Source organism: Actinoplanes sp. NPDC049316, from assembly GCF_040677315.1.
GTDB lineage: Bacteria > Actinomycetota > Actinomycetes > Mycobacteriales > Micromonosporaceae > Actinoplanes.
In genome coordinates, this window is sequence record NZ_JBFAQM010000004.1 from 193,350 (window position 1) to 210,549 (window position 17,200).

A 17,200-nucleotide genomic window follows, 5' to 3' on the forward strand; every position below is an offset into this window, starting at 1 on the left:
CGCTCAGGCGGGTGTCAGCCGCCAGAGGTTGTCAGCGCTGCCGTTGTCGGAGTCCTGGACCACCCGGGCGCCCTGGGTGACGGCCCCGAGGACGCCCAGGAGCTTGCCGCTGTTGCCGTTGCGGATCTTGTACGCCCCGCCGCCCGCGCCGACCAGGATCCACCGGTGGTCGGCGGTGCCGTTGTCGTCCCACTGCAGGACGGCGGCGTTGTCCGCGGTGGACATGTTCTCGACGCCGAGCACCTTGCCGCTGTTGAGGTTGCGGAAGCGGAACCCGTCGCCGTCGGCCACCCGGATCCAGAGGTGGTCGGGTGTGCCGGTGTCACCCCAGATCAACGCGCGGCCGCCGTTGGCCGTGGACATGTCCTGGATGCCGAGTACGAGCCCGCTCGCGACGTTGACCAGCTTGTACGTCGCCCCCGTGGACCAGTAGACGGCGTAGTTGAAGCCGTGCGCGTCGTGGAACGGGCCGAGGCTGACGGTCGCGCCGTTCGCGGTGGCGGTGAACGCGAGGCCGCTGCCGCCGCTGCGGGTGATCGACGCGACGTTCAGAGCCGGCGGGGCGCTCAGCGTCGTGTCGCCGTAGTTGCCGCTCAGCACGACCGGACCGTACGTGATCGCCTGCAGGTCGGGGTTGTCGTTGGCGGGGCGCATGACCACACGCGCGGGCAAACGGACGGTCAGGGTGTCGCCGGCGGCCCAGGTCCTGGTCACCGTGGCGTAGCTGCCCGGCGTGGCGGCCACGTCCTGGACCTGGCCGTTGACGCTGAGGGTGGCGCCGCTGGTCCAGGACGGTACGCGGACCCGGATGCTCCACGAGCCGCTCATCGCGCCCGACAGCGTGAGCGTGGTGGTGTCGCCCGCCGGCAGGCTGGTGCTCTGGGTCACCGTGATGCCGCGCTCGGTCCAGGTGAGCACCGAGGGCACGAACAGGTTCACGGTCAGCGTGGTGCCGTTGCGGAAGTAGACGGCCTCCATGAGCCGGGTGTTGACCTCGATGCCGGTGCCCTGGCAGCACCAGAAGGTGGTGTAGTCGGTGCTCCACGTGCCGCCGCCCCATGCCGGGCCGACCCCGCGGCGCCCGCCGGGCCGCAGCGGGGTGAAGTAGGTGACGTGGCCGTGGCTGTCGGCCGGGTTCTGCGCGCCGATCACATGGTTGAGCAAGGCCCGCTCGTAGAAGTCGAAATAGGCGGCCCGGTCCGGTTCCAGCACCCACAGCTCGCGGGTGAGCCGGAGCATGTTGACCGTGTTGCAGTGCTCGCAGGTGTCGTCGGTCAGGTAGCCGGCGATCGCGTTCGGCGCGCGGAAGTGCTCGGCCTGGCTGTTGCCGCCGATCGCGTACGTGTGCGCGCCGACGGTCATGGCCCAGGCGTTGGCGGCGATGTCGCGGTAGCGGGTCGTGGCAGTCGCCTTGTACTCGCGGACCGCGCCGATCCACTTCGGCACCTGGGTGTTGGCGTGCAGCCCGTTGAGCCGGTCCTGGTTCGCGGCGAGCGGGTCGAGGACGGCGGCGTGGTCGAAGCGCTGCGCGACGGTCAGCCACCGCGCGTCGCCGGTCTGCTGGTACAGGTCGGCGAGCACAGCGCTCATGCCGCCGAACTCGGTGCCGAGCATGGCCTGCATCTGCGCCGCGGACAGCCGCGCGGTCCGGGAGTCGACCCAGCCGGCCAGCGCGAGGAGCACGGTACGGGCCTGGGTGTTCCCGAGCAGGCGCCACACGTCGAGCAGCCCGGCGAGGGTCTTGTGGATGCAGTAGTACGGGACGTTGCCGTTGGTCAGCGTGCGGTTCTCGAGGGCGGTGAAGTCCGACTCGGGGAACCCGGACAGGTAGCCGTTGCCCGCCTGGCACTTGGCCAGTTCGGCGACCATGAAGGTCGCCTTGTCGCGGCAGACCGTGTCGCCGAGCACCGCCCACGCCTGCGCCCACGCGGTCAGGAAGTGCCCCTGCACATGGGTACGGAAGGGGAACGACGGCGCGTCCCAGCCCCCGTTGGGCTGGGCCCCCGCGGTGGACCGGCCGTGGTTGGCCCGGAAGTTGTAGAGCAACCGGTCCACGTCGACGGACCGCAGGTAGGCCAGGGTGCGGTTCTGGTTGTCGAGGAAGCGGCCGGCGGTGAGCCGTACCTGGCCGAGGTCGAACGGGTACGCGGCGACGCCCAGGTCCTCCCGCACCGGCGGAATCCCCGCGGCAGCGGCCGGCGCGGCGCGCAGGAGGACCGGGGCGGCGGTGGCGAGCGTAGCGCCCAGCAGGTTGCGGCGGCTGACGGACATCGTTCCTCCGGACGGGTTGTTACCGGTAACATCGATGGCTGTCACATTGCATCACCGCCGTACCGGGACGTCAACGGCTCAGTGGACGATCTGCAGATCGCGGCTGGTGTTGTTCAGCGCGCGCCCGCCGTCCGCGGTGACCGTGACGATGTCCTCGATCCGCACCCCGAACCGCCCGGGCAGGTAGATCCCCGGCTCGATCGAGAAGCACATGCCGGGCACCAGCGGCTGGGTCTCACCCTCCACGATGTACGGCGGCTCGTGCGTGGACAGGCCGATCCCGTGACCGGTGCGGTGGATGAAGAACTCCCCATAGCCGGCGTCGGCGATGATCGTCCGCGCGACGCGGTCGACGTCCTGACAGGCGACCCCCGGCCGGACCGCCTCGAAGGCCGCCCGCTGCGCCCGCCGGACGATCTCGAACACCTCGCGTTCCAGCTCGTCCGGTTCGCCCACGTGCACCGTCCGGGTGGTGTCCGAGGCGTAGCCGTCCTGCATCCCGCCGAAGTCGAGGACCACCATGTCCCCCTCGGCGATCGTCCGGTCCCCCATCTCGTGATGCGGGTCGGCGCCGTTCGGGCCGGAGCCGACCACGGTGAAGTCGACCCGCGAGTGGCCGTGCTCGCGCAGCAGACCGGCCAGGTCGGCGCCGACCTCACGTTCCCGGCGCCCGGCGAACCGCACCGAGACGATCCGCTCGAACGCCGCGTCGGCCGCCGCGCCCGCCGCCGCCAGCCGCTCGAGCTCCTCGGGGCCCTTGACCGCGCGCAGCATCGGCAAGGCACGGGTCATCGGGACGTACCGGGACCGCGGCGCGGCCTCCTGCAGGGCCAGCACGTGCAGGGCCCACGCCGAGTCGGAGATCGCGTAGCCGCCGTGCGGGTCCAGCAGCTTCGCGACCCCGGCGTACGGATCGGCGCCGTCGGCCCAGTCCACCAGCGACACGGCAGCCGCGCCGGGCGCCGATTCGGCGTCGTGCCGCTCGAGCAGCGGAACGAACAGGACGGGTTCGCCTCCGGCCCGGAGCACCAGCATGGTGAGCCGCTCCGTCTCCGCGGGCGGCCGGTAGCCGGTGAGGTAGGCGAGGTCCGGACCGGGTGTCACCAGCAGCCCGGCGAGCCCGGCGTCCCCGGCCTCAGTGGTGGCCCGGCGCATGCGCTCCGCGAAGGTCTCCATCCTCGTGTTCTATCAGCCGGGCCGGGGTGGCGGCCGCCCGATAACTTGTGCCCCGTGATCGCGATCCGGGCGGCGGCCCTTTTCGACGGAGTGTCGGAGTCCCTCCTCCCCGATCCCGTGGTCGTGGTGGACGGCGGCACCATCGTCACCGTCGACAGTGCCGGGTCGCCGCCGCCGCACGCGCGCCTCGTCGACCTTCCCGGCGCGACGCTGCTTCCCGGCCTCATCGACCCGCACGTGCATCTGGCGTTCGACGCCGGCCCCGACCCGGTCGCCGCCCTCGCTGAGAGCGACGAGGACGCGGTGCTCGCGGCCATGGAGACAGCCGGCCGCACCGCCCTGCTCGGCGGTGTCACCACGATCCGTGACCTCGGTGACCTCGACTACCTGTCGCTGCGGCTGCGCGACCGCGCCGATCTGCCCACGATCGTCGCGGCCGGGCCACCGATCACCACGCCGGCCGGGCACTGCCACTTCCTCGGCGGCGCGGTCGAGCCCTCGGAAGGCAAGGTACGGGCGGCCGTACGCGAACGGGCCGACCGCGGGGTCGACGTCGTCAAGGTGATGGCCAGCGGCGGCCGCATGACACCGGGCACCCGTCCGGAGCTGTCCCAGTTCCCGCCGGCGGTGCTGCGGGCCCTCGTGGACGAGGCACACCGGCTGGATCTGCCGGTCGTCGCGCACGCCCACGGCACCGCGTCCATCCGGGAGTCGCTCGACGCGGGCGTGGACGGGCTGGAACATGTGACGTTCTGGAGCGCCGGCGGCGTCGACGAACCGGGTGACCTCATCGGCCGCATCGCGCGCAGCCGGGTCCCGGTCGGGATCGTCGCCGGCAATGCCGCCGCGCCGGGGGCCGTGACCACCCCGGCCGTCCAGGACCGGTTGCCGGGCATCGTCGCCACCTTCCGCGGCCTGCGCGACGCCGGCGCCCGCCTGCTCGTGGGCTCGGACGCGGGCATCGACGTCACCAAACCGCACGACGTCCTGCCCTACGCCATCGCCCAGGCCGCCGCGATGGTGCTCGGTCCGGTCGACGCGTTGCGCGCCGCCACGTCGGCCGCCGCCGCGGCGTGCGGCCTGGCCGGGCGCAAGGGTCGGATCACGCCGGGGTTCGACGCGGACATCCTCGCGGTGGACGGCGACCCGGCCACCGACCTGGCGGCGCTGCGCCGGGTCCGGGCCGTCGTCGCCCACGGCCACGTGATCCGGTAGAGCCCCGGGCCGCGTCGAGCACATCGGCCTCGGCCACCGGGCGCCGGTGTCACGGCTCAGCGATCGCCGATCATTCCGGTCAGGAGGGTCAGGATGTCGTCGGCGTCGGTGTGCCACTTGTCGGCGGTGAGCTGACCGCTGGCCTCCATCCCGATGATCCCGTGCACACTGGTGAGCAGCAGCGCCCCGTAGCGATAGGCCTGGTCCTCGCCCACCAGGTCACCCAGGACGGCCACGAACGGGCCTTGGCTCCGCGACGCCGCGCGCAGCACCTCGTCACCGGCGGGCGCCTGGTGCATCAGCCGGTAGAGATGCGGCTGCTCGCGGCCGATGGCAAGCAGCCCGGCGAGCATCTTCCGCAGCTTCTCCTCCGCCGGGGTCGCCGGATCGGCGGCCAACTCCACGGCCCGATCCGCCAACCGATCCCACGCCTCCGCCGCGACCGTGGTCAGCAGGTCGCCCTTGTCGACGAAGTGCCGGTAGGGCGCTCCGCGGCTCACGCCGGCCCGGGCACCCACCTCGCGCAGCGTCACCGCCTCCGGTCCGCCTTCGTCCAGCAATCCGGCCGCCGCGTCGAGCAGTGAACGACGGGTGGCGGCAGCGGACTCCGAGCGACTGATCACCACGCCATGCTAACTAGTTGACATCGTCAGCTCGTCAGTTGACATTGTCAGCTCAGCCCCGCACACTTCATTCAGGTGACAGCGTCAACGGAACGCGTCCCGGCGGTGGAGGGAACTCATGGACGTATTTCTCACGGGCGGCTCCGGCTCCGCCGGCGGTGTGATCATCCGCAGGCTCGTAGCCGACGGGAACACCGTGCACGCGCTCGCGAGGTCGGCCTCGGCGGAGAAGGCGGTCGCGGCCGCAGGCGCCCGTCCGGTGCGCGGTGACCTGGCGGAGGCCGTCCGGACGGGCGCGGGCACGCCGGCATGGCTGACCACCCTTCACGGGGTCGACGCCGTGGTCCACGCGGCGGCCTTCATGGAGTTCTGGGGGCCCGACAACCTGTTCGTCGAGCGCAATCTGCTGCCTACCCGCGCCCTGTACGAGGCCGCGGTGGCCGCAGGGGTGAAACGCTTCGTCCTGGTCTCGGCTGCCAGCGTCTCCACCGGCACCGAGCACCCGAGCATCGTGGACGAGACCTCCGAAACAGGCCGGGCGACCATCGCTTACAGCCGGGTCAAGCTGCGCACCGAGCAAGAACTCCTCGCGCTGCCTCACGGCGAGACCGAGCTGGTGATCCTCCGGCCGCCCTTTCTCTGGGGCCACGGGACGGCCGGCAACCTGCAAGGGTTCGCCGACTCCGTCCGGGCCGGCCGGTTCGCCTGGATCGACGGCGGGCAGCACACGGTCGACTTCTGCCACTTCGACAACCTCGCCCACGCCGTCGCCTTGGCGATGACGCGGGGCGACCACGGCCTCGTCTGCTACGTCACCGACGGCGAACCCCGACCGGCCCGCGGTTTCTTCACCCCGTTGCTTGCCACCCAGGGCCTCGACGTGAGCGGAAGCGGCAGCTACCCACGGGCGATCGCGTCGGCCATCGCCACGGTCCTGGAGACGGCCGCCAAGGCCCGTCGCAGTGCCACGCCACCACCCCTCACTCGATGGATCGTCACCTTCATGGGCCGCGACCGCGTCTACGACATCACCCGGGCCCGGACCCACCTGGGATACCAGCCCACGATCACCGTCGACGAAGGCCTTGGCCGGATGGCGGCCCTGACGGCCGGCGGCGGAAGCTAGTTGCCGGCGCTCTCGTAGCGGCGCATGCCGCGCTTGAAGATGAATGCCGCCGCGACGGCGCAGTACGCCGCCACCAGCGGCGTCAGCAGCCCGATCCACCGCGACTGCCCGGTGTCCAGGAGGTACGCGACCGGGAAGAAGCCGATGAACGCGAACGGCAGCACCGCGCCGAGCGCCGCCTTGAGCGCCAGCGGGTAGATGGAGAGCGGGAACCGGGCCAGGTCGCCCACCTGGTGCATAGCGAAGGCGAACAGCGGGGTGGGGCTGGACAGCCAGAACGACACCGCGTTCGTGGTCAGGTTGATCGACAGCTTGATCACCACCGAGCTGACCAGCAGCACGACGCCGAGGAACACCCGCCACGGGGTCCAGACGACGTCCACGTGGGCCAGCCCGCTCCCGATCATGGCCGTACCCATGACGATGTTGCTCAGGCCGTTGACGCCGATCCGGGCGCTGCTCGACTGCAGCGCCACCGGGAAGGGGCGGACCAGGTAGTAGTCGAGCTCGCCGCGGTTGATCTGCCAGGACAGCGACCACATGCCGTCGAAGAACAGCGAGCCCACGCCCTCGGCCAGGGCCACCGCGCCGAACATCATCAGCACCGACCAGAACGTCCAGCCGTGCAGCGCCGGGACCTTCGCGAACAGCGCCGCCAGGAAGACGATGTTGACCACCTGCATCAGCACGGTGGCCGCCACGAGGATGACGAAGTCGGCCTCGTACTCCAGCAGCGACCGGAAATGGGCGCCCAGGAGCCGCAGGTAGAGCCGTACGGTTCGCATGTCAGCCTCCGTTGACGGTGAGCCGGCGCAGACCCGCGCGCCACACCAGGCGGGCGCCGAACCAGAGGATCACGACCCAGGCGAGCTGGATCCCGACGAGCTGCAGCGCGTGCCGGCCGTCGACCCGGCCCAGGAAGATCAGCGCGGGGGTGGAGGTGAGCCCGGCGAACGGCGACCACTGCGCCGCCGTGGCGAGCCAGCCCGGCAGGTACGCCAGCGGGATGAGCGCGCCGGACAGGAGGTTCACCGCGGCCAGGCGGGCCCACTGCACACCCATGTAGTTCTGCGTCCAGAAGCAGGTCAGCGTGCTCACGTACACGATCAGGAACTTGAGCGGCACGAGCAGCAGCATGCTCACGGCGAACAGGGCGAGCCCCGGGCCGGCCGGCGCGTCGACCCCGCCGGTGAGGGCCAGCGTGACGCCGACGACCACGCCGATCAGGATCACCTCGATCCAGAGGCCGCCGACCGCCTCGGCGAATCGGGCCTTCTGGTAGTCGATCGGCTTGACCAGGTCCAGCGCGACGTCGCCGTCGAGGATCCGGAAGGCCATCCGGAAGTCGCCCAGCAGCGAGACCACCGTGCCGGCCGCGAACGCCACCAGCAGGTACGCCCGCATCTGCGGCCAGGTGAAGCCGTTCACCGGCGACTGCGCCAGGATCACCCGCCACACCGCGAGCAGCGCGACGAGCTGGACGAGCACGGCGCCGAGGCCGAGCAGCAGGCTGAACCGGTAGGCGAGCGCCGCCCGCGCGGTGGCCCGGATCAGGGCCCGGTATCCCCTCATCCGAGCACCAGCTCCCCCGAGTACACCCGGCGGATCACGTCTTCGATGCTGGGCTCGTCCACCCGGAAGTCCACCAGCTCGGTGAGCTGGGCGAGCGCGGTCACCGCCTGCCCGGCCGTCATGGCGAAGCGGTCGAAGCGCACCGCGTACCGGACCGGGGAGTCCTCCACCTCGACCTGCGCGCCGGGCAGCGACGCCCGCAGGGTCTCCAGCGGCGCCGGCCGCGCGGTCTCGACGTGCAGGATCCGCTCGCGGGCGAACCGGTCCTTCACCGCCTCGAGGTCGCCGTCGAAGATGATCCGGCCCTGGTCGATGATCACCAGTCGGCGGCAGAAGCCCTCGATGTCGGCCAGGTCGTGGCTGGTCAGCATGACCGTCGTGCCCTCGTCCCGGATGCTGCGGAAGAACTCGCGGACGCGGTCCTTCACCGCCAGGTCGAGCCCGATGGTCGGCTCGTCCAGGTAGACGACCTGCGGCCCGTGCACGAGCGCCGCCGCGAGGTCCGCGCGCATCCGCTGGCCCAGCGACAGCTTGCGGCCCATCACCGGCAGGATCTCGCCGAGCTCCAGGACCTCGTCGAACCGGGCCATCCGCTTGCGGTACGTGGCGTGGTCCACGCCGTAGATGTCGCGCAGCACGGCGAGCGACTCGGCCACGGGCAGGTCCCACCAGAGCTGCGTACGCTGCCCGAACAGCACACCGATGCGGTGCGCCACCGTCGTGCGGTCGCGCTGCGGGTGCAGACCGTCGATGCGTACGTCGCCGGCCGTGGGCACCAGGATGCCGCTGAGCAGCTTGACGGTCGTCGACTTGCCGGCGCCGTTGGGGCCGACGTACGCGACCGCCTCACCGGCCTCGATGGACAGATCGACGTGGTCGACGGCGACCTTGTCGGTGAAGCGGCGGGCGAACAGGTGCTTGACCGCTCCGCCGAGGCCGGGGCCTTTGTCCGGGCGGCGGAACACTTTGGTCAGACCTTGTGCCTCGACGATCGGCATGCGTGGCAACCCCCCGTGTAGATGCCTGCATCGACCGGGGACCACCGTACGGAACCGGTTACGCGACGCAATCCATTTCTTGTCGGCCGCGCGGCTTCTGTGATAGACCGGCGACGATGCGTGACATTTAACGTGATCGAAACGAGGAGGCCGCATGAGCCAGCCGATCAGCCGCCGATCCGTCCTGGTCGCCGGCGCGGGCGCCGCCGTCGGGCTCACCCTGCCGGGCGCGGCCGCCCAGGCGGGAGGACACGCGGGCACGAGGGTGCGGTTCACGCTCGATGCCGAGACCCTCGACGGCGGCGAGCAGGTCACCTCGCTCACCCTCGCCACGGGACGGCTCGGCCGGATCGATCCGGCGAGCCTCACGACCGGCACGTTCAGCGTGCACGCCAAGGCGACCAGCCCGATCCCGATAGCTCCCGGCGACCAGATCTTCAGCGAGTACGACCTGGACCGCCCGGTGACCGCCGTCCGGGTCGACCGCCACGGCGACATCGTGCTCGAGCTCGCGTACGCCGAGGGCCGGGTCGGCGGCGGCACCCTCGGCTACATCGCCGGCCGCGGGCGCAACGTCCAGCTCGATCTCGTCTACACGATCACCCAGCACGCGCCCGTCGTCGTCCGCGGGCACCGCCCGGTCACCTTCGAGTTCGTCCAGGGGCGGCTGTCCAACCCCGAGGTCGACGCGTTCAGCTACCACACCTCCCGCTCGGGGATGAAGTACCGCCTGTACTCGCCGCCGCGCCGCTCCGCCGGCCGCCGGGGCCACCCGCTCGTCGTCTGGCTGCACGGCGGCGGCGAGGGCGCCTCGTTGCCGGACGGCTACTACGACAACGAGACCACGCTGCGCGCCAACCGCGGCGCGCTCGGCTTCGCGACCCCCGAGGCCCAGCGGATCTTCTCCGGCGCGTACGTCGTGGCGCCGCAGAGCACCTCGTACTGGCTCGAGGACGGCGACCGCTTCGCCCCGCTCATCCGCGAGATCGTCGATGACCTGGCCCGCCGGTACGCCGTCGACCGCGACCGCATCTACGTCGCCGGGTGCAGCAACGGCGGCTACATGAGCCTGAAGATGACCACCGTCTACCCCGACCTGTTCGCGGCGTCCGTACCCGTCTGCGGGGTGGTCCAGTCACTGCAGCCGGGCGGCCCGACGATGATCACCGACGCGGAGCTGCGCGGCATCCGGACGCCGACCTGGCTGGTCGCCTCGCGCGACGACGACACCGTGCCACCCGAGGCGAACACCGTGCACGCGCACGACCTCATCCCCGGCTCGCTGCTGTCGCTCTACGACCACGTCGTCTGGAACGGCCACCAGTTCCCCGGTCACTGGTCGTGGATCTACGTCGCCCGCAACGACCCGAGCGTGCACGGCACCCACATCTGGCAGTGGATGGCCCGGCAGCGGGCCTGACCCGGCCCGGGACTCACGCGGCGAGGCGGCGGACGACCACGCGGTCACGGCCGGCGTTCTTGGCGGCGTACAGCATCCGGTCGGCGACCGCGAGCAGGGCCGGCACGGCGTCGTCGCCGAGGGTCGCGGTGGCCCCGACGCTGACGGTGACCGGCAGCTCGCCGGTCACCGGCCGCCAGCGGTGCGAGGCGACCGCCTGCCGCAGCATCTCGAGCCGGCTCTCGGCCTGCGCGGCGCAGACCCCCGGCAGCACCACCAGGAACTCCTCGCCGCCCATGCGGGCGACGAAGCCGGTCTCCGACACGGTCTGCTGCACGGAGCGCAGCTCCTGGGCCACGGCGACCAGCACCTCGTCGCCGGTGTCGTGGGACAACGTGTCGTTGATGCGTTTGAAGTGGTCGATGTCGACGAGCGCGATCGTCAGCGGCGACCGGGTCTCGGCGGCCAGGGCGACCGCGGCGGGCAGGTGGTCGTCCACGTAGCGCCGGTTGTGCAGCCCGGTGAGGGGGTCGCGCAGGGCCTGCTCGCGGTACCGCTGCGCGTCGTTGCGCGCCTGGGCGGTCTCGAACATCACCTGCCGGGTGGACGCGCGGGCCTCCTGCTGGGCCGAGCGGAGCTGCTCGCCGGCCGCGTGGAACCGCTTGTACTCGGCGAAGGCCCGCTCGAAGTCGCCGGCCGCGGCGTACAGCTCGGCCTGCTCGGCCATGACGGCCACCCGGACGCCGGTGAGCTCGCGTTCCTCGCACAGCGCACGGCTGCGGTCCAGGCTCTGCTGCGCCCGGCGCAGCGCGCCGAACCCGCGCTGGATCCGGGCCAGGGTGAGGATGGCCTCCGCGAGGTCGTGCGACTCGTACCAGAGCGGCGTCTCCGCCAGGGAGAGCAGCGTCTGCTCGGCCGCCGCGTACCGGCCGAGCGCGATCTCGATGTTCGCGATCGTGTCGCGCTCGACGATGAGGAAACCGCGACCCAGGCTTGCGGCCACGACCCGCATACGCTGGACCACGGTCGCCGCGGCGGCGAGCTCGCCCGCTTCGAACTCGGTGTACGCGCGGTTGTTCAGCACCTGCAGCCGCCGGTGCAGGTCGTCCATGGCGATCGCCAGCTGCTCCGCCTCGCGGTAGCGTTCCCGCGCCGCGTCGATGGAGCCCACGTCGCCGAGGGCGTTCGCGAGCCGGAGCAGGTAGATCACCCGCAGGCCCGGCGCGGCGTCCTCCTCGAGCAGCTCGGCGGCGCTGATCGCGTGTTCGAGGCTCGCGGCGTGGTCGCCGAGGTAGTTGTACGTCAGCGCCAGATGGAAGTGACTGCGGGCCAGCAGCGGGCGCGAGCCCAGCTCCTGCGCCCGCCGCCCGACCTCGAGAAACACCTGGGCGGCGCTGCCCCGGTCCCCGTCGCGCTGCTTCATGTCGGCCCGGATCAGCCGGGCCCGCAGCTGCAGGACCGTCTCGCCGGCCGCCCGCGCCTCCCGCTCGACAGCCGTGGCCGACGCCAGGTTCGCCTCGATGTCATGACCCTGGTACTGCTCCAGGTCATCCACCAGTCGGGCGAGCCCAGCCGTCTGCACCGCGTCTCCTCGAGTCAGAGTGCTCAGGACAACCAGCCCTTGTCACCGGCCGACAGCCAGCCGGCCAGGGACCAGGAGGCTCCGCTCCACATCGGCGCGGCGCCGTCGCTGTTGGACCACGTCTTGCCGTTCCAGCTCTGGGCCGCCCACGCGATGTCGGACCACGTCTTGCCCGACCACGTCTTGCCCGACCACGTCTTGCCGGACCAGTTGGCCTGCCCGTCCGAGGGCGTCGTCCAGCCGGTGCCCGTCCACGGCCGGCCCATCCAGTCCCCGCCCCTCCAGGACGTGTGGGCGGCGCTGGCCCGGGCCCACACCGACGAGCTCAGCGGGCCGAAGATGTCCCGCTCCCCGGTCAGCGGGACGCCGTCGCCCATGGTCACCAGCGACGTGCCGCGGTCCCGCTGGATGCTGCCGGTGCCGGTGACGGGGGTACCGCCCTGGCCGCAGCGGGTCAGCCGGGACTGGAGCGCCCGCTCCAGGTTGACCTGCGGGGCGTACGAGCCGGCGACCCGCGTGCCGGAGCCGCGCAAATGGCACATGACCTGCGTCGGTGACAGGTGCGGGTACTTCTGCAGCAGCACCGCCGCGGCGCCGCTGACCACCGCCGCGGCCTGCGAGGTGCCGCTGCCGGTGAAGAACCGGTCCCCCACCCGGGCCGACGGGTAGTTGACGTCGGCGTAGCTGCCCGGGTCACGCAGCGAGACGATCGAGCGGCCCGGCGCCATCACATCCGGGGCGCGGCCCCACGTGCCGGTGCTGCTGAACGACGCGATCCGGTCGTCTGCCGGGTTGGTGGTGCCCTGCGGGTCCGTCGCCCCCACCGTGATGATGTACGGGTTGGAGCCGGGCAGCAGGATGTTGCCCCCGGTGTTCCCCGCGGCCACGACCACGCTGATGCCGGCCCGGTACGCGTTCTCCACGGCCTCGCTGAGCGGGCTGGTCACCCAGCTCTGCGTGCTGTCCGTGCCGTACGACAGGTTGAGCACCTTGATCGGGTTGGCCGGGTCGTCGTTGCGGTGCGCCACGACCCAGTCGACGGCCGCCATCACCTGCGTGACGTCCACCGCGCCGTTCGCCGCGCCCACCTTGACGGAGAGCAGCTTGGCGTCGGGGGCCATGCCCCGGAAGCCACCGCCGCCGGCGTCGCGCCCCGCGATGATGCCGGCCAGGTGGGTGCCGTGGCCGTACGAGTCCCGGCGGGTCAGGCCCGGCACCTGCGACTCCAGCGACAGGTCCGGCCCGTTCGCCACGTTGCCGCTGGTCAGGCCGGGTACCGGCACGACGCCGGTGTCGATGAGCGCGATACCGACGCCCTTGCCGGTGTAGCCGGCGGCCGCCGCCACGTCGTCCCGGACGATCCGTCGCACGTCGGCCAGCCCCGCCGCCGTGGCGGTGTAGCTGTAGTCGGTGAACGACGCCCTCCGGGGCGCGGCCTGCGCGGCGCCGGCCTGCAGGAGAGCGGCTGCGGTGACGACGGCCACCCCGGCGGCCGCGAGCCGGCCTCTGCCTGTCATCTGCTGCTCCTTCGACGCCGTGACACTGTGGCCCCTTCACTCGGCAGGACCCGCTCGGTTATGAATCAGGTGCGGAAATGGTGGCCGGTCGGTGGCAGGCATCATCCGATCGGCCAGGCGCAAGGGGTTCCCCCGTTGCTGCCGGCCGGAGGTCCGAATCATGCTGATCGATGTCCATCCCCTGCGATCGACAGGACGGCAGATGCTCTCCAGACTGATGACCGGCGTCCTCGCGGTCACCGCGGGTCTCGCGGTGCCGGCGACCCCGGCCGCGGCGGCTCCCGACGCGACCCGCACGCCGGCCACCCCGGCGTACACGATCTCCCTCACCAGCGACGCCACCGGCGGCACCTGGACCGGGCACGAGAGCGTGTCGTTCAGCAATCCGTCCGCGACCCCGCTGACCGAGGTGTACCTGCGGTTGTGGGACAACTACCACGGCAGCTGCCCGTCGACGCCGATCACGGTCAGCAACGTCACCGGCGGCACGGCCGGGGCGCTGGAGGTGGGCTGCACCGCGCTCAAGATCACCCTGCCCGCGCCGCTGGCCCAGGGCGGCACCGGCACCATCGGCTTCGACCTGCGCATCGTCGTCCCGTCCGGGGTCGACCGGTTCGGCCACGACGGCAGCTACTACTTCATCGGCAACGCGCTGCCGGTGCTGGCCGTCCGCGACGCCGCGGGCTGGCACCTGGACCCGTACACCAACAACGGCGAGTCGTTCTACGCGCTGGCCGGCGACTACGACGTGACGCTCGACCACCCGTCGTCCGTGCTGGTGCCCGCGACGGGGACCTCCACCGACACCGCCGGGACGAGCGGGCGTACGGTCACCCGGGCCGTGGGCAAGAAGGTCCGCGAGTTCGCCTGGGCCGCCGGGCCGTTCAAGAAGATCAGCGGAACCACCGCGGGCGGCGTGGCCGTCAACGTGTACTCGGTCAGCTCGATCAGCTCCTCGAGCGCCAATTCGATGCTGAAGGTGGCCACCGGCTCCCTCGACGCGCACGCCGGCCGCTTCGGCGCCTACCCGTACGGCGAGGCCGACGTGGTGCTCGACAACGGCTTCTGGTTCGGCGGCATGGAGTACCCCGGCTTCGTGCTGGACCTGGTGAGCTCCACCGCGCTCGCCCACGAGCTGGCGCACCAGTGGTTCTACGGCATCGTCGGCGACGACGAGTACTCCACGCCGTGGCTCGACGAGGGGTTCACCGACTACGCGACCGACCTGTACTTCAACAAGACCGGTACGGGCTGCGGGATCACCTGGCAGTCGTCGGCGGAGAAGCTGACGAACTCGATGGCGTACTGGGATCAGCACTCCAGCCGCTACAGCACCGTCGTCTACGGGTACGGCAAGTGCACGCTGCACGACCTGCGCCGCAAGATCGGCGCGACCGCGATGGCGAACCTGCTCAAGTCGTACGCCGCCGCGCACTGGTACGGCATCTCCACCGTCGCCGACTTCAAGGCTGCCGCGCAGGCCGCCGCGGGTTCGACCGACCTGACCTCGTTCTGGGCCGCGCATCGCGTCGAGGGCTGAGCACCGGTCACGGCGGGGGTGCCGGCCGGCCCGGCGGGTGCCCCCACCGGCGGGCGTCGTCGTGCGAGGATGTGCCGCCACCCTCCGACGTTCCCCGACGAGAGCAGAGCTGATTCATGCGTAGAGCGCGTATCAAGGGGCCGGTGCTGCCGGTTCTGGCCGTGGTCGCCGTCGCCGTCACCGGTACGGCGTTCGCCGTCGGCACCGCGTCCGCCGAGACGACGACCACTTCGGACACCGCCCTGGTCGCGACGCTGGACCAGATCCTCGCCGACTCGCGGCTGGCCGGCTCCACCACCGGGCTGCAGGTACGCGACGCCACCAGCGGGTCGGTCATCTACTCGCACAACGCCGAGCAGCGGGTCATCCCGGCCTCCAACGAGAAGCTGATGACCTCGGCCGCGGCCCTGGAGGTCCTCGGGGCGGGCTACAAGTTCCACACGGTCGCGCGCTACTCGGGCACCAAGAGCGGCAAGACCGTCTCGGGCAGCCTCTACCTGCGCGGGCAGGGCGACCCGACCATGACGTACGCGCAGTTCGACGCGATGGCCGCCGCGGTGGCGCGGGCCGGCATCACCAAGTTCACCGGCTCGCTGGTCGCCGACGACACCTGGTTCGACCGCACCCCGCTGGGCCTGGACTGGTCGTGGCAGGACGAGACGTACGCCGACACCGCGCCGATCTCCGCGCTGACCGTCGCCGCGGACGCCAACTACAACGCGGGCGCCGTCGCCGTGCAGACCAAGCCGGGCAGCGCCGCCGGCAAGGCCGGCGTCGTCACGCTCACCCCGGCCAACACGGTCGTGAAGATCGTCAACAAGACGGTCACCGGCGCGAAGGGCACGGCGACCACCGTGTCCGCCACCCGCGGGCACGGCACCAGCACCATCACCGTGACCGGCTCGATCCCGCTGGCCGGCGCCGCGAAGGTGAACCTCGTGTCGGTGCAGGACCCGACGCAGGTGGCCATCGGCGTGTTCCGCGACGCGCTCAAGCGCCACGGGGTGACCGTCTCCGGCGCCACCACCACCGGCGCCACGCCCAGCACCGCGAAGACGATCACCGACCACGCGTCGATCCCGCTCAGCCAGCTGCTGCCGTACTTCCTGAAGCTGTCCAACAACGGCCACGCGGAGCTGCTCACCAAGGCGATGGGCCGGGCGAAGACGCCGGCCTCGGCCGGCAGCTGGAGCACCGGCCTGGCGGCGGCCACCGGCGCCCTCAAGGCGATCGGGGTCGACACCGGCAAGATCACCATGGGCGACGGCTCCGGACTGAGCCGCCGCGACTGGCTCACCACGGCCCAGATCGCCACCCTGCTGCAGGCCGCGCAGTCGCGCCCCTGGTTCGCCACCTGGTACGCCGCGCTGCCCATCGCCGGCGACCCCGCCCCGCTGATCGGCGGCACCCTGGCCAGCCGCATGCGCGGCACCCCGGCCGCCGGCAACCTGCACGGCAAGACCGGCACGCTCACCGGCGTCAACGCGCTCTCCGGGTACGTCAGCGACCGCAGCGGGCGCAGACTGGTGTTCTCGTCGATCTCGAACGCCGCGCAGTCGAACGTCAGCGACATCCTGGACACCGCCGCCGTGGCCATGGCGAGCTCCGGCGGCCCTCAGGCGGCGTCGCTGCGGACCCGGGAGCTGCCGACGGTCCAGCGCCACGTCGTCACCCGCAACGGCGAGGACGTCGAGTGCTCGTGGGTGCCGAACGCCTGCTAGCCGGACGACCGCGGACCGCCCGGGTGATCGTTCACCCGGGCGGCTCGCTGTCCGGGTCTCGTCGGAACCACCCGGCGTACGCCGTCTTCTCCGGGGGAAGGCAGACATCGATCTCAAGGCGGCGATCCACGGGGTCGCCGACCCACCACGCCACCCATGGGCGGCTCATCGCCAGCAACACCACGACAGGCACCGAAAGCTCACCACTGTCATGCGGTCGCACTCCACGGCGATCCGACAGATCCTCGCAGCCACGTCCCGTCACCGTTCTGCAGGACCAGCTCCAGGTGAAACCAGAAGACGCCTCCCGGACGTTTGATTTTGTGCAGACGTACGCCTGTGCCGCTCTGAACCGGGGTCACGGGAGCAGGCTAGGGGCGAACACGGCGTGCGTTCACCGACCCGCCGTGGTCACCGACAGGGTGCGTCGCCCCGCGACCGGGTTGCGGGCCCGCATCAG

Annotated in this window: 13 protein-coding genes; 5 read left to right on the plus strand and 8 right to left on the minus strand. The window is 71.7% G+C overall.

The genetic code is table 11. The features are described 5' to 3' along the window. Window positions 1–3: 3 nt before the first annotated feature. A complete protein-coding gene (locus AB0K03_RS08325) occupies window positions 4–2,271 on the minus strand; it encodes a beta-L-arabinofuranosidase domain-containing protein (RefSeq protein WP_364682071.1) in 2,268 nt (755 codons plus the stop codon). Between the two features lie 78 nt (window positions 2,272–2,349). Further along, window positions 2,350–3,447 (minus strand): aminopeptidase P family protein, encoded by a 1,098-nt coding sequence (locus tag AB0K03_RS08330; protein ID WP_364682073.1) that lies wholly within the window; start codon window positions 3,445–3,447, stop codon window positions 2,350–2,352. Window positions 3,448–3,501: 54 nt separating this feature from the next. Between AB0K03_RS08330 and AB0K03_RS08335 the strand changes: the two genes are divergently transcribed. Continuing rightward, window positions 3,502–4,662 (plus strand): amidohydrolase family protein, encoded by a 1,161-nt coding sequence (locus AB0K03_RS08335; RefSeq protein ID WP_364682075.1) that lies wholly within the window; start codon window positions 3,502–3,504, stop codon window positions 4,660–4,662. 56 nt (window positions 4,663–4,718) lie between these two features. Here the strand turns inward: AB0K03_RS08335 and AB0K03_RS08340 are convergent, their stop codons facing one another. After that, on the minus strand, window positions 4,719–5,285 hold the full coding sequence (locus tag AB0K03_RS08340; protein WP_364682077.1) for a TetR/AcrR family transcriptional regulator: 567 nt from the start codon (window positions 5,283–5,285) through the stop codon (window positions 4,719–4,721). 118 nt (window positions 5,286–5,403) lie between these two features. Here AB0K03_RS08340 and AB0K03_RS08345 point away from each other — a divergent pair, with 118 nt between their 5' ends. Further along, the gene (locus AB0K03_RS08345; RefSeq protein ID WP_364682078.1) at window positions 5,404–6,411 is read left to right on the plus strand and encodes an NAD(P)-dependent oxidoreductase; all 1,008 of its coding nucleotides are present in this window, start codon (window positions 5,404–5,406) and stop codon (window positions 6,409–6,411) included. On the opposite strand, the gene AB0K03_RS08350 is transcribed toward AB0K03_RS08345, so the two are convergent. Genes AB0K03_RS08350 through AB0K03_RS08360 form a run of 3 tightly spaced genes read right to left on the minus strand, consistent with a single transcriptional unit; the run spans window position 6,408 to window position 8,981 of the window. Then, a complete protein-coding gene (locus tag AB0K03_RS08350; protein ID WP_364682080.1) occupies window positions 6,408–7,196 on the minus strand; it encodes an ABC-2 family transporter protein in 789 nt (262 codons plus the stop codon). The two genes, AB0K03_RS08345 and AB0K03_RS08350, sit on opposite strands and share 4 nt — an antisense overlap. A gap of 1 nt (window position 7,197) precedes the next feature. Beyond that, window positions 7,198–7,983, minus strand: a complete 786-nt coding sequence (locus tag AB0K03_RS08355) for an ABC-2 family transporter protein (RefSeq protein ID WP_364682082.1) — start codon at window positions 7,981–7,983, stop codon at window positions 7,198–7,200. Next, the gene (locus AB0K03_RS08360) at window positions 7,980–8,981 is read right to left on the minus strand and encodes an ATP-binding cassette domain-containing protein (RefSeq protein ID WP_364682084.1); all 1,002 of its coding nucleotides are present in this window, start codon (window positions 8,979–8,981) and stop codon (window positions 7,980–7,982) included. The genes AB0K03_RS08355 and AB0K03_RS08360 overlap by 4 nt, the downstream gene beginning before the upstream one ends. 154 nt (window positions 8,982–9,135) lie before the next feature. Here AB0K03_RS08360 and AB0K03_RS08365 point away from each other — a divergent pair, with 154 nt between their 5' ends. Continuing rightward, on the plus strand, window positions 9,136–10,401 hold the full coding sequence (locus AB0K03_RS08365) for a prolyl oligopeptidase family serine peptidase (protein ID WP_364682086.1): 1,266 nt from the start codon (window positions 9,136–9,138) through the stop codon (window positions 10,399–10,401). A 13-nt stretch (window positions 10,402–10,414) separates the two neighbouring features. On the opposite strand, the gene AB0K03_RS08370 is transcribed toward AB0K03_RS08365, so the two are convergent. Together AB0K03_RS08370 and AB0K03_RS08375 are read right to left on the minus strand one after the other, a co-directional pair. Next, the gene (locus AB0K03_RS08370) at window positions 10,415–11,962 is read right to left on the minus strand and encodes a diguanylate cyclase (protein ID WP_364682088.1); all 1,548 of its coding nucleotides are present in this window, start codon (window positions 11,960–11,962) and stop codon (window positions 10,415–10,417) included. A gap of 23 nt (window positions 11,963–11,985) precedes the next feature. Further along, complete coding sequence (locus tag AB0K03_RS08375; RefSeq protein WP_364682090.1) at window positions 11,986–13,479, minus strand: S8 family serine peptidase; 1,494 nt, start codon at window positions 13,477–13,479, stop codon at window positions 11,986–11,988. Window positions 13,480–13,681: 202 nt separating this feature from the next. On the opposite strand from AB0K03_RS08375, the gene AB0K03_RS08380 reads away from it, so the two are divergent. Both AB0K03_RS08380 and dacB read left to right on the plus strand, forming a co-directional pair. Further along, complete coding sequence (locus AB0K03_RS08380; RefSeq protein WP_364682092.1) at window positions 13,682–15,019, plus strand: M1 family metallopeptidase; 1,338 nt, start codon at window positions 13,682–13,684, stop codon at window positions 15,017–15,019. Between the two features lie 116 nt (window positions 15,020–15,135). After that, entirely contained in the window at window positions 15,136–16,740 is a 1,605-nt protein-coding gene (dacB, locus tag AB0K03_RS08385; RefSeq protein ID WP_364682094.1) for a D-alanyl-D-alanine carboxypeptidase/D-alanyl-D-alanine-endopeptidase, read from the plus strand. Window positions 16,741–17,200: the final 460 nt, after the last annotated feature.

Bases quoted from the DNA above. Each gene is read 5' to 3' on its own strand.
- AB0K03_RS08375 (WP_364682090.1), bottom strand. From the start codon at position 13,479: ATGACAGGCAGAGGCCGGCTCGCGGCCGCCGGGGTGGCCGTCGTCACC.
- AB0K03_RS08355 (WP_364682082.1), bottom strand. From the start codon at position 7,983: ATGAGGGGATACCGGGCCCTGATCCGGGCCACCGCGCGGGCGGCGCTC.
- AB0K03_RS08350 (WP_364682080.1), bottom strand. From the start codon at position 7,196: ATGCGAACCGTACGGCTCTACCTGCGGCTCCTGGGCGCCCATTTCCGG.
- AB0K03_RS08365 (WP_364682086.1), top strand. From the start codon at position 9,136: ATGAGCCAGCCGATCAGCCGCCGATCCGTCCTGGTCGCCGGCGCGGGC.
- AB0K03_RS08345 (WP_364682078.1), top strand. From the start codon at position 5,404: ATGGACGTATTTCTCACGGGCGGCTCCGGCTCCGCCGGCGGTGTGATC.
- AB0K03_RS08325 (WP_364682071.1), bottom strand. From the start codon at position 2,271: ATGTCCGTCAGCCGCCGCAACCTGCTGGGCGCTACGCTCGCCACCGCC.
- dacB (WP_364682094.1), top strand. From the start codon at position 15,136: ATGCGTAGAGCGCGTATCAAGGGGCCGGTGCTGCCGGTTCTGGCCGTG.
- AB0K03_RS08380 (WP_364682092.1), top strand. From the start codon at position 13,682: ATGCTCTCCAGACTGATGACCGGCGTCCTCGCGGTCACCGCGGGTCTC.
- AB0K03_RS08360 (WP_364682084.1), bottom strand. From the start codon at position 8,981: ATGCCGATCGTCGAGGCACAAGGTCTGACCAAAGTGTTCCGCCGCCCG.
- AB0K03_RS08330 (WP_364682073.1), bottom strand. From the start codon at position 3,447: ATGGAGACCTTCGCGGAGCGCATGCGCCGGGCCACCACTGAGGCCGGG.